The sequence below is a fragment of the Psychroserpens sp. Hel_I_66 genome (assembly GCF_000799465.1).
GTDB lineage: Bacteria > Bacteroidota > Bacteroidia > Flavobacteriales > Flavobacteriaceae > Psychroserpens.
In genome coordinates this window covers 853811-866391 of the sequence record NZ_JUGU01000001.1, presented here as the reverse complement: position 1 = coordinate 866391, position 12581 = coordinate 853811, and the positions used below count along the sequence as shown (strand labels likewise).

General features: G+C 33.6%; 12 protein-coding genes. 5 read left to right on the top strand and 7 right to left on the bottom strand.

Annotation, left to right across the window (positions count from 1 at the left end; translation table 11 throughout):
- Positions 1–63: 63 nt before the first annotated feature.
- The 3 genes from pyrR to rpsA all read right to left on the bottom strand — a co-directional run bounded on the left by pyrR (position 64) and on the right by rpsA (position 3681).
- Entirely contained in the window at positions 64–603 is a 540-nt protein-coding gene (gene pyrR, locus GQ40_RS03995) for a bifunctional pyr operon transcriptional regulator/uracil phosphoribosyltransferase PyrR (RefSeq protein ID WP_047545967.1), read from the bottom strand.
- A gap of 143 nt (positions 604–746) precedes the next feature.
- The gene (locus tag GQ40_RS03990) at positions 747–1490 is read right to left on the bottom strand and encodes a T9SS type A sorting domain-containing protein (protein WP_047545965.1); all 744 of its coding nucleotides are present in this window, start codon (positions 1488–1490) and stop codon (positions 747–749) included.
- A 325-nt stretch (positions 1491–1815) separates the two neighbouring features.
- On the bottom strand, positions 1816–3681 hold the full coding sequence (gene rpsA / locus GQ40_RS03985) for a 30S ribosomal protein S1 (protein ID WP_047545964.1): 1866 nt from the start codon (positions 3679–3681) through the stop codon (positions 1816–1818).
- Positions 3682–3965: 284 nt separating this feature from the next.
- Between rpsA and GQ40_RS03980 the strand changes: the two genes are divergently transcribed.
- Positions 3966–4343, top strand: a complete 378-nt coding sequence (locus tag GQ40_RS03980) for a LysM peptidoglycan-binding domain-containing protein (protein ID WP_047545961.1) — start codon at positions 3966–3968, stop codon at positions 4341–4343.
- Between the two features lie 57 nt (positions 4344–4400).
- Here GQ40_RS03980 and cmk read toward each other — a convergent pair whose 3' ends face one another.
- The 4 genes from cmk to lon all read right to left on the bottom strand — a co-directional run bounded on the left by cmk (position 4401) and on the right by lon (position 9327).
- Positions 4401–5099, bottom strand: coding sequence for a (d)CMP kinase (gene cmk / locus GQ40_RS03975; protein ID WP_047545959.1), 699 nt, complete (start codon positions 5097–5099; stop codon positions 4401–4403).
- Positions 5099–6118: a type IX secretion system protein PorQ gene (gene porQ / locus GQ40_RS03970; protein WP_047545954.1), complete on the bottom strand. Its 1020-nt coding sequence runs from the start codon at positions 6116–6118 to the stop codon at positions 5099–5101. The genes cmk and porQ overlap by 1 nt, the downstream gene beginning before the upstream one ends.
- Positions 6119–6626: 508 nt before the next feature.
- On the bottom strand, positions 6627–6890 hold the full coding sequence (locus GQ40_RS03960) for a hypothetical protein (RefSeq protein WP_047545951.1): 264 nt from the start codon (positions 6888–6890) through the stop codon (positions 6627–6629).
- Positions 6874–9327, bottom strand: a complete 2454-nt coding sequence (gene lon / locus GQ40_RS03955; protein ID WP_047545949.1) for an endopeptidase La — start codon at positions 9325–9327, stop codon at positions 6874–6876. The genes GQ40_RS03960 and lon overlap by 17 nt, the downstream gene beginning before the upstream one ends.
- A 229-nt stretch (positions 9328–9556) precedes the next feature.
- Here lon and GQ40_RS03950 point away from each other — a divergent pair, with 229 nt between their 5' ends.
- The 4 genes from GQ40_RS03950 to GQ40_RS03935 are packed head-to-tail and all read left to right on the top strand — an operon-like array spanning position 9557 to position 12505.
- A complete protein-coding gene (locus tag GQ40_RS03950; RefSeq protein WP_047545947.1) occupies positions 9557–10117 on the top strand; it encodes an RNA polymerase sigma factor in 561 nt (186 codons plus the stop codon).
- Position 10118: 1 nt separating this feature from the next.
- Complete coding sequence (locus tag GQ40_RS03945) at positions 10119–10685, top strand: hypothetical protein (RefSeq protein ID WP_047545944.1); 567 nt, start codon at positions 10119–10121, stop codon at positions 10683–10685.
- Positions 10663–11757 (top strand): hypothetical protein, encoded by a 1095-nt coding sequence (locus GQ40_RS03940; protein WP_047545942.1) that lies wholly within the window; start codon positions 10663–10665, stop codon positions 11755–11757. Before GQ40_RS03945 ends, GQ40_RS03940 begins: the two co-directional genes overlap by 23 nt.
- Positions 11758–11782: 25 nt before the next feature.
- Positions 11783–12505 carry a head GIN domain-containing protein gene (locus GQ40_RS03935; RefSeq protein WP_047545937.1) on the top strand — a complete coding sequence of 241 codons (723 nt, stop codon included), beginning with the start codon at positions 11783–11785 and terminating at the stop codon, positions 12503–12505.
- Positions 12506–12581: the final 76 nt, after the last annotated feature.

Genomic DNA, 12581 nt, shown 5'->3' with positions numbered 1-12581 from the left:
CGTAGAAAAAAAATTTTATAGTTTTTTTACTTCCATAAAAATGACAAACTTTAGTATATAACTTTAATTACTAACTAGATATACCGCATCTTCTCCTTCGTTCTCTACCCAATTTACTTTAACCTTTTCATCATTTATAGCGTCGACTTGGCGACCTCTATAGTTTGGCTGGATTGGTAAATGCCTGCTAAAACGCCTGTCTATTAAGGTAAGTAATTCAATCTCATTTGGTCTTCCAAAAGATTGTATTGCTGTCAAAGCTGCTCTAATACTGCGTCCAGTGTATAATACATCATCAATGAAAACAATGTTTTTATCTTCAACAATAAAGTCTATCTCGGTTGTGTTGGCTTCTAATATTTTTTCCCCTCTTCTAAAATCGTCTCTATAAAACGTAATGTCTAAATGACCTAGTTTTATGTTTTTGATTTTATATTCGGTTTTTAATATTTCAGCAAGACGATTAGCTAGAAATTTACCTCTAGGCTGTAAACCTATGAGAGCGGTATTAGAAAAGTCGTTGTGATTTTCAATAAGTTGACAAGCCAATCGATGAAGAATGATGTTTACCTCTTTAGCATTAAGTAACACTTTTTGACTCATATAGTTTTCCAAACGTATTTGGTGAACAAAGTTAAGTTAAAAATTTAGGGTTTGCAATCTCAAAGTATTTGTTTTTACAAATACAAAATAAAAAAAACGAGAGCTTAAATGCTCCCGTTTTTTAATGAATATTTTAAAATTAATTAATATTTAATGAATTTTGAGGTCTCTCTTATTGCATTATTTTGCATAGCAAAAATGTAGATTCCCTTTTCTAAACTTGAAATATCAATAAGATCTATTTTATTAAAATCTGTACTTTTAAGAACTGTTTTACCTTCTAAGCTATAAATCTGATATCTTAAAGGCTCTTGATTATTTAAAAGCTTAATACTTTCTTTGTTAACAACATAAGACAGTGATTCTTCCTCAATTGAAGGTGTAGATAATGTAGAATCAAACTCACTTACCATTGTCACTAATGTAGAAGACAATAAGCCTGTAAGAAGACTTCCTAATCCTGACGGGACATAAGCACGCAAATAATAAACGTCACCTGGATTAACATCTGAAATGATTTGTTCAAAACTGCCACCTGCAAGAATTGGTATATTATAGGAATCACAACTAACATCTTGCAAATTAGATGTATCTCCTCCTGGTGCCAGAAGGATTTGATAATTCATTTGTACAGCAACAATAACACCTAAACTTGCCATACCAATAGTAACCTTATTTTCTCCAGAAGAAACGGTATGTTTATAAAAGATGTCTTCTGAAGAAACACATGTAGGTTCTTGCATGGAATTGCTAGCGGAATCAAAGGCCAGAACATCGATTTCTGCATTAATACCGTCACAAAGTATGGCTTCGCTTAATGTATCACCGGTTTGAGCATTTAAGATAGATAATGCAAATAGCATTGCTAATAGTAGATAATTTTTCATAATGTATAGATTTGGGTTAATAAATATGTCATCTAATCAAAAAGAATTAGATGATTATATATTTGTAAATCATTTGTGCACAATATGTTAAACTAAATAATAATCTATATAAATATAAAATTTGAAAAAGGAAGGTCAAAATAGGAATTACGAATAAACTAAATTTTAACATAAATATATAAATTTATTACATTAAAATTAGACAAACGTTGAGATATTGTCAGAAAAAACTCAATGACGTAAAAGGATTGGAATTTTAAACTAGCATAAAAAAAAGCCTTTCATTTCTGAAAGGCTTTCTTAATTATTTAATGGAATATGAGAATTATTTCTTCCCGTCCATCTTATCTTTTAGCGCTTGTAAAGCGTCATTAGCATCACCTAAAGTTGGTTTTGCCTCTGCAGCTTGAGCCTCTTGCTTCTTAACTGCTGCTTTTACATTTGCTATTTCTTCTTCTCTAAAGATTGCTGTATGAGAAGCGACTACACGTTTAAATTCTTTATTGAATTCAATAATCTTAAACTCTGCAGATTCGCCTTTCTTAAGCTTGCTACCATCTTCTTTTTCTAAATGACGTGATGGTACGAATGCCACGATGTCTTCGTTAAAGTCGATAGTTGCTCCTTTATCAACGATTTCTCCAATTTCAGCAGTGTGAACTGTTCCTAAAGCGAACTCAGTTTCATACTTATCCCAAGGATTCTCTGTTGTTTGTTTGTGACCTAAAGATAATTTACGTCCTTCAACATCTAGTTCTAATACTACAACTTCTAAAGTGTCGCCTACGTTAGTAAACTCACTTGGATGTTTGATTTTCTTAGTCCAAGATAGATCTGAAATATAGATTAACCCATCAATACCTTCTTCTAGTTCAACAAAAACACCAAAGTTTGTAAAGTTACGTACAATACCTTTATGTCTAGAACCTACAGGATATTTAGATGTGATATCTGTCCATGGGTCTGGCGTTAATTGCTTAATCCCAAGAGACATTTTACGATCTTCTCTATCTAGAGTTAAGATAACAGCTTCTATTTCATCACCTACATTTACGAAGTCATTTGCAGAACGTAAATGAGTTGACCAAGACATTTCACTTACGTGAACTAATCCCTCTACTCCTTCTTCTACTTCAACAAAAGCACCGTAATCTGCAATAACTACAACCTTACCTTTTACTTTATCACCAATTTTCACACTGTCACCTAAAGCTTCCCATGGGTGCTTGCTCAATTGCTTAAGACCTAACTGTATTCTTGACTTATCTTCATCAAAGTCTAAGATTACAACGTTTAATTTTTGGTCCAATTCTACGATTTCATTTGGATGGTTAATTCTAGACCAAGATAAATCTGTGATATGAACTAAACCGTCAACGCCACCTAGATCAATAAATACACCGTAAGACGTAATATTCTTAACGATACCTTCTAATACTTGACCTTTTTCTAATTGGCTAATGATTTCTTTTTTCTGTTCTTCAATATCCGCTTCAATAAGCGCCTTGTGAGAAACAACAATGTTTTTGAATTCGTGGTTGATTTTCACAACTTTAAATTCCATTGTTTTATTCACGTATTGATCGTAATCTCTAATTGGCTTCACATCAATTTGAGAACCTGGTAAGAATGCCTCAATACCAAATACGTCTACGATCATTCCACCTTTAGTTCTACATTTTACAAAACCGTTTACGATTTCGCCAGTATCATGTGCATTGTTCACACGATCCCATGCTTTGATTACACGAGCTTTACGGTGTGATAACACTAATTGACCAGTTGCATCTTCACGCACATCAATTAATACTTCTACTTTGTCACCAACTTTTAAATCTGGATTGTAACGAAACTCATTAAGAGAAATTACACCTTCAGATTTTGCATTGATGTCAATAATAGCATCACGATCTGATAAATGAATAACCGTACCCTCAACAACCTCGTCATCTAATGTGTCAACGAAATTCTCTGATACTAATTTTTCAAACTCTTCTAATTGTTTGTCATCAACAGGATCAATTCCTTCTTCGTAATTGTGCCAATTGAATTCCTTTAAAAATTTTTCTGGATTTGCTTGAGCTTCAGATTGTTTTGGAGCTTCAGCAGTTTTTGTTTCTGTAGTTTCTACAGTTGCAGTTGTAGCTTCAGTAGTTTCTACCTCTGCTTGTTTTGTTTCTTTTTCAGACATGTGCTGAATTAAAATTTGTATTCCGTATGCTATTGAAAGAATTAAGCGCTAACACACAGAAGCGTTATTGTTGTTTTATATAAATCCCTCTTGTCTTTCTATAGTACGCCAAAAAGGAGTGCAAAAATACACATAATTTACTATAAAACAAAATAATTACACAATTGTCTAATCTATTGAATTTCAGAACGTAAAAATGTTAAAAAATCATTGAATTGAGTCACATAATTTGGCTCCTAAAATGGTATATTTACATCTGTATTAACACAAAAAAAACAAGTATTATGGTAAAACAAAAATATCAAGAGGTATTAGACCTAGGGCAAACGCTAAACATACAGGATGGAGATGTAAAAGTTGAAGACGGTAAACTAAAAATGTGGGGAACTGCAAAAACCCAATATGAAAAAGATCTACTTTGGGATGCTATTAAAAAAGCAGGTGGTGACAGCCCACAGGATATTATGGCAGATATTAAAGTTGCCGATACTTCTGTATACACAAGACATACTGTTAAAAGTGGTGAAACTTTAGGTAAGATCGCAAAGCACTATTATGGTGATGCTTCAAAATACCAAAAGATTTTTGCAGCAAATTCTGATATCTTAAAAAATCCAGATTTGATTCATCCAGATCAAGAATTAATTATACCAAACGCTTAATAAGCGACTAAAAAAATTAATCAACCGGTTGCTGAGAATATCTAAGCACCGGTTTTTTTATGCAGTAAACTCTTTTATTTTTTCTTCGGAAAGTTTAAAAACCAAATCAAACTGCTCTTTTAATGTCAAATTAGAATTATCAATCTTAATAGCATCTTCTGCCATAGTTAAAGGCGAATCTTCTCTTGTAGAATCTATGTGATCTCGAGATTGCACATTTTTTAAAACGTCATTGTAACTTATATCATCACCTCGCTCCAACAACTCCTCATAGCGACGTTGCGCTCTTTTTTCTGCGGAAGCAGTCATGAATAACTTCAACTCTGCATTGGGGAAAACGACGGTACCAATATCACGACCATCCATGACGACGCCTTTGTTCTTTCCGAAGTTTTGCTGCTGTTTAACCAACTGCTCCCTCACTTCTGAAATTGTAGCCACCTGACTTACAAACTGGGAAACCTCTAGAGTTCTAATATCTTTTTCTACATTCTTACCGTTGAGATATACTTCAGCAAAACCTAATTCTTTATTGAATTTAAAAGTAATATCAATATGATCTAATCTAGAAATCAAACTTTCCTTATCAAAAGAACTTCTTTGAATAAAACCATTTTGCATTGCAAATAAAGTGACTGCCCGATACATTGCTCCAGAATCTACATACACATAACCCAAAGCTTTGGCGAGCTGTTTGGCAACAGTACTTTTTCCTGTAGAGGAATATCCATCAATGGCTATTGTAATTTTTTGCATTATCTCAAATCAATTTGTATTCCGAAGAAATTAGCATTTGAAGCTCCAGAGTAACGTGCATGTGTAAAGTTAAATCTCATCTTATTGAGTTTAATCCCAACACCAAACGATAATCCCGAGAAATTTCGTTGCTCCAAGATACGTAATTCTTCTGCTCTTCTAAAGTTATATCCCAACCTAATATTAAACCCTCGATCAGGAAACAGCTCTGCTCCTAGTATGGTATGTCTCAAAACTTCGTTTAAAAACCCAACTTTTTCTTGGGTTTGATTACCATCTAAATCTGTTGTTGCCCGTGACGGATTGGAAAAGCCTATTGGCCAGGTCTGTAAATTCTCAAATGTTAAATGCCAACGCAGTGGCATGTTCTCAAGTGTTTGGGATAATCCTAAAGTTACTTCTAATGGTAACTTTTCGTTCAAACCTGCATAGGTTACAATTTGAGTACCCAGATTTCTTACAACTAAAGCCATATGAAAATCTAACCGCTCGTTAATATACATAGCGCCTAAATCTGTTGCGACTCCAATCGAATTATATTGCTCTAATTTTGAAGTGATTAGTTTGAGGTTGGCTCCTAAATAAAAATCAGTAAAGGGCACTTGATAGGCGTAACCAGCAGAAAGTGCTGCTTCGTTACCTGTAAAGGTACCGGTAGAAACACCGTTTAAATCGTATCCATCAAAACTTCCGTAGTTAATATAGGTCATACCAACGTGCAATGTTTGCACGTGTCTGTCCCAAGTGTAAGCGTATGCTGCTGTACCGTAGCTAATTCCGCCCAAATAACTTGAATAGTTGAGGGCTAGTTGATTATCCATTTCCGCATTAATAGAAGCAGGATTAAACAAACCTCCCGTTACGTCGTAATCGTAATTGGTAATTACTTTACCACCAAGCGCTGCTTGACGTGGAGAAGATACAAGATTTAGAAATTGATACGTAGCCTCACCTCCTACTTGAGCATAGGATAAAGCGGATAACAAAAGGCAAATGATAGTAGTAAATCTCGTTAGCATATAAGTGTGCAAAGTAAATAAATCTATCTTAAAACGAATGCAAGTCTGTTTTATTTTTTGAAAACTGCGTTTTCTATTTTAATTGAAGTGTTTGTCCTACTTTTATAAGATTACTTACTAGGCCATTTAGAGTTTTTATGGCCTCTACTGTAGTACTATTTCGTTTAGCTATATTATATAAGGTATCTCCTTTAGAAACTATCCTTACTTTTTTGGAATAGTCTTCATCAAAATTGCGTACCCTTAAAGTCTGTCCTACTTTAATTAATGTTGTTTCAAGATTATTAGCTTGTTTGAGTTCCCCTAAACTGGTATTGTATCGTTTTGATAATGCATATAAGGTTTCGCCTTTTTGAACTTTGTGAAAATTTGAAGTATTGTAATTTTCATCATCATTTGAAGCAAAAACTTTATTGTTTGCTTCTGTTATAGATTTAATTTCAGGTATTTTATTAGGTAATTCTTTTTGGAAGGATTTTGGAATTGTATCTAAATTACCATTATAATTTTATAGTATTAAATTATCCTGAGTTGTAATTAGATTTTTGTTTATAACGGTATTACTCTCATTAATAGAGTCTTTGATTTTTAATGCAGACTTTGATTTTACAACCTCACCACTATAAAAGGTGATAATACCCGTTTCAATGTTTAGCCTAGCTGGTTTGCCATCTAAAACAACATCTTTAAATGTTTCTGTTTGTGCAAAAGCCCCATAAAATGAAGTGCCAATTACACAAACAGAAATTATTAATTTAAAGATTTTTTGCATTTTCAACTTTCTCGCTAGTTAGAGCGAGCTTTAAAACATCACTCATATCTTTGACATAATGAAAGGTAAGTCCTTTTAAATATTCTGGCTTAATTTCATCAATATCTCTTTTATTGTCTTCACAAAGTAAAATCTCTTTTATTCTTGCACGTTTGGCTGCGAGAATTTTTTCTTTAATCCCACCTACTGGTAAAACCTTACCTCTTAAAGTAATCTCTCCAGTCATCGCCAAACTCTTTTTGACTTTACGTTGTGTAAACAAAGATACTAAAGATGTTAACATGGTCACACCAGCACTTGGCCCATCCTTTGGAGTAGCACCTTCTGGTACGTGAATATGCACATTGTATTTGGAGAAAACGTCAGGGTCAACACCAAATTCATCTGCATTGGCTTTGATATACTCCATAGCAATGGTTGCAGATTCTTTCATGACTTTACCTAAGTTTCCAGTAATGGTTAAGTTTCCTTTTCCTTTAGATAAAATAGATTCTATAAATAGAATATCACCTCCAACTTTAGTCCAGGCCAAACCTGTAACTACACCAGCAACATTATTGTTTTCGTACTTATCGCGCTCTAATCTTGGTGCGCCCAAAATCTCGATAACATCCTCGTTTGTGACTTTAAGGTTATAGTCTTCTTCCATTGCAATATTCTTAGCTGCATGACGAACTAATTTTGCAATCTGTTTTTCTAATCCTCTAACTCCAGATTCTCTAGTATAACCTTCAACCACTTTTTCTAATTGAGGTTTAGCAACTTTGAGATGTTTATTAGATAATCCATGCTCTTTTAATTGCTTCGGAAGAAGATGTCTCTTACCAATCTCAACTTTCTCCTCAATAGTATAACCTGTCACATTAATAATTTCCATACGATCTCTCAATGCTGGCTGAATGGTATTTAAACTATTTGAAGTCGCAATAAACATGACTTTAGATAAATCAAATCCCATCTCAAGAAAGTTATCATGAAACTCACTGTTCTGCTCTGGATCCAATACTTCTAGCAAAGCAGACGATGGGTCACCTTGATGCGAATTGGATAACTTATCAATCTCATCGAGAACAAAAACCGGATTAGAAGTTCCAGCTTTTTTCAAGCTCTGAATGATTCTTCCTGGCATAGCACCAATATATGTTTTACGGTGACCGCGAATTTCTGCTTCGTCACGTAAACCACCAAGAGACATTCTTACATATTCCCTTCCCAATGCTTCTGCAATAGATTTACCCAATGAGGTCTTACCAACACCTGGAGGTCCATACAAACAAAGAATTGGTGATTTCATATCATTACGCAATTTCAAAACTGCGAGATATTCTATAATTCGTTTTTTAACATCATCCAGACCATAATGATCACGATCCAGAATTTTCATAGCACGCTTTAAATCAAATTTGTCTTTCGAAAAATCGTTCCATGGTAAATCCAGGAATAGGTCTAAATAATTTCTTTGGATGGAATATTCTGCAACCTGCGGATTCATACGTTGCATTTTAGCGAGCTCCTTATTAAAATGCTCAGCTACTTTATCATCCCACTTCTTCTTTTTAGCTCGATTTTTCATCTCAACAATTTCTTCACCAGAAGAAACACCACCACCCAATTCTTCCTGGATCGTTTTCATTTGTTGATGTAAGAAATATTCGCGCTGTTGCTGGCTCATATCGCTTTGAACCTTAGACTGGATATCATTTTTAAGTTCCAATTTTTGAAACTCAGTGTTCATATATTTCAACGTTGCAAGTGCGCGCTCTTTTAAATCATTGATCTCTAATAATTCCTGTTTTTCCTTTACGGAAAGATTCATATTAGATGACACAAAATTTACAAGAAATGAATTGCTCTCTATATTTTTGATAGCAAAAGAAGCTTCCGAAGGTATATTAGGACTATCCTTTATAATTTGAAGTGATAAATCTTTTATAGAATCTATAATTGCAGAAAATTCTTGGTTATCAACCGCAGGCTTAGCTTCAGGCATATCATTTACGGTAGCAGTCATATAAGGCTCCTCTGTAATTACCTCGTTAATTTCAAAACGCTTTTTACCTTGAATAATGACCGTCGTGTTGCCATCTGGCATTTTCAAAACCTTTAGAATACGTGCAACGGTTCCTTTTTTAAATACGTCTTTAGCTGTTGGGTCCTCAACGTTTTCATCCTTTTGTGAAACTACACCAATAACTTTGCTCCCCTTATTTGCGTCGTTGATAAGTTTTATTGATTTATCACGTCCTGCGGTAATTGGGATTACAACACCAGGAAATAAAACCGTATTACGCAATGATAAAATTGGTAATGTTTCTGGTAAGATTTCGTTATTTATCTTTTCTTCGTCTTCAGGAGTCATTAACGGGATTAATTCTGAATTTTCATCAAAATCCTGAAATGACAAACTGTCAAGCTTTAAAAATTTAGACTTCGCCATATTATTTTTTTGGTCATTCTGTCATTAAAACAACAGAATTCTAGATTTATATTATTTAATACAATCACACTTTATACTGAAAATCAAATACTTAACAAGTAGATGTAATTATATACCTTTATCTAATTCCAATAGTTATGCCAATACACTTCCTAAGAATAAAAACTTTTTTTACCAAAAGTGTAACAAACTTTCACTTCACACCTCTCTATATTAAAGCATTTGTTTTTTGACACTAACCAATCAAAATATAGAACAGTTATTACTGCTTTGCAAATCTGGAAACCAAAAGGCGCAAATGGAGGTTTACAATAGATACTACAAAGCCATGTACAATACATCCTTTAGAATTGTTAAAGACAGTTTTGAGGCTGAGGATATCATGCAAGATTCATTTTTGACCGCTTTCACAAAGTTGGATAGTCTTAAAGAGATTAAAACTTTTGGTTCTTGGCTAAAACGAATTGTCATTAACAACAGTATTTATCACTATAAAAAAAGTAATAAATACCAAGAAGTTGCACTAGATAACGTGCTGTACAAAGTTGAAGATACTTCTGGCATACCAGAGGACTATGAGATAAAAAACCTAAAAGCCATTCAAGTGCTGGAGACCATGAAAAAGCTAAAGGATAATTATCAAACGTGCCTCACACTTCATTTAATTGAAGGTTATGATTATGACGAGATTTGTGAGATTATGGATATTTCGGCAGCAAATTGTCGCACCCTGATTTCTAGAGCAAAAGACAGTTTAAGAAAAAAACTCGAACCACTGGTTCAACATTAAGATGAAAGAAGAAAATAACATAAACAAGCTATTCAAAAACTTAGAAGGAAACTTTGATGTTGATATGCCAAATGCTGGGCATGAGTATAGATTTTTAGAAAAGCTAAAACAACAAAACAATGTTGCCAACACGTATAATAAAAAAACTAATTATTGGAAACCTTTTTTAGCTGTAGCAGCCTCAATTGTTCTTTGTTTTAGTGTTTTTGCTTTAATGCAACAACAAGACAATGAATTTAATGATTTAGCGAGTGTGTCTCCAGAGTTATCTCAAACACAATCGTTTTTTACAACTGCAATTGCCCAAGAAGTGGCATCTCTTGAAGCACTTCGCTCCCCAGAAACAGAGCATATGGTCAACGATGCTATGAAAGAGCTTAAAATATTAGAACTTGAATATCAAACTCTAAAAATTGATTTAAATGAAAGTGGAAATGACCAAAGAGTCATTTACGCTATGATTGCGAATTTCCAAAATAGAATTAACGTTTTAAAAACCGTGTTAGAACACATAGAAGAAGTTAAAAACTTTAAACAAAAACAAGATGAAAACAACATTACTATATAAGTTATTAGTCGTATTTATATTGGTTCCTGCAATTATATTTGCGGTTGAGCATGACAATTGGAACGGAAAACATACCAAAGAAAAAACAATAAAGAAAGAATTTAATGTAAGCGAAAACGCGACGCTCAAAGTTGATAATAGCTACGGAAATATCAACATCACAACCTACGAAGGTTCAACAATTACCTTTGAGATCAACATAAAAACCAATGGTAACGATTTAGATGAAGTTAATAAGAAACTTGAGGATATTGATGTAGAATTTTCCAGTTCTACTTTAATGGTTACTGCCAAAACACTTTTTAGCAAGAGTAAATCAAAATCCTGGTGGAATTGGGGAAAAAACAATAACGTAAACATGGAGATCAATTACATTATAAAAATGCCTATTACCAATAATGTAGATTTAAATAATGACTACGGAAGCATTGATCTGGATAAACTAGAAGGTCGAGCAGAGATCAATTGCGATTACGGAAAAATCACCACAAAAGAATTAATGGCAACTAACAATTCCATAAAATTTGATTACACAAACAACTCCTACTTTGAGTATATAAATTCAGGGAGCATAAATGCAGACTATAGTGGTTATACCGTTGGAAAAGCAAAAAAACTTTCCATAAATGCAGATTACACAAAATCTGAAATCGAAATTGCCGAAGATGTCGATTATAATTGTGACTACGGTTCAGTAAAAATAAATAATGCAAATAATGTTAACGGTAATGGCGATTATCTCACAGTGAGACTTGGTAATATTTACAAAAATGTTAACATTAAGGCAGATTATGGCTCCATTAAAATCGATAACATGACTGCCAAAGCTGGGAATATTGATATACAATCAGATTATAATGGGATCACCATAGGCTACGATCCAGCATACCAGTTCAAATTTGACATTGACCTCGAATATGCCTCACTTAGAGATGCAGACGACTTTGAGTTCACGAACAAGCGCGTTGAATCTACCGATAAATATTATCAAGGTTACTTCGGAAACCCTAACGCTACAAACCTGATTAGAATAAAATCAGATTATGGAAGCGTTACATTCAAAAAAAACTAATCACATCTTTAAAAAATAAAATATCATGAAAAAATCATTTTTATTAATCACAGCCCTACTAAGTTTTACGTTTTCACAAGCTCAATGGGGCGGAAAAAAAATAAAAGGCAACGGAAACGTTACTAAAGTAAACAGAACAACTTCAACTTATGACGCGGTGCACTGCGCTGGAAGTTTTGACTATATTTTGGTTGCAGGAACCGAAGGTAAAATCACACTTGAGGGAGAATCTAACTTATTAGACCATATCACTACTGAGGTAAAAAACGGAAAACTTACCATCAATACAGAAAAAGGTAAAAACCTTGCTCCAAGTCGAAATAAAACTGTAAAAATCACCATACCTTTTAAAGATCTTGATGCTGTATCACTTTCAGGTTCTGGAGATTTATGGAATGAAGATGTCATTTCTTCAAATAATTTTGAAGCCTCATTATCGGGATCTGGAGATGTTATTTTAAATGTAAAAACAACATCTGTTACTGGAAAAGTTGCAGGTTCTGGAGATTTAACCTTAAAAGGTTCTACAACAGATTTAGTAGCTGGTGTTACCGGATCTGGAGATTTTCATGGTTTTGATCTTAAAACCACCAATACGGATGTTTCTGTAACAGGATCTGGAGATGCAGAAGTAGTTTGTAATGGAGAATTAAACGCTAAAGTCACAGGCTCTGGTGACATTGAGTATAGAGGACAACCTACCAAAAAATCAACTAAAATAACTGGCTCTGGCAGTATTGAGAATTAAATATTTAGAATTAGGATTATTACTGAATCTGTTTAAAAACAAAAAGCCACTAACGAAATGTTAGTGGCTTTTTAAC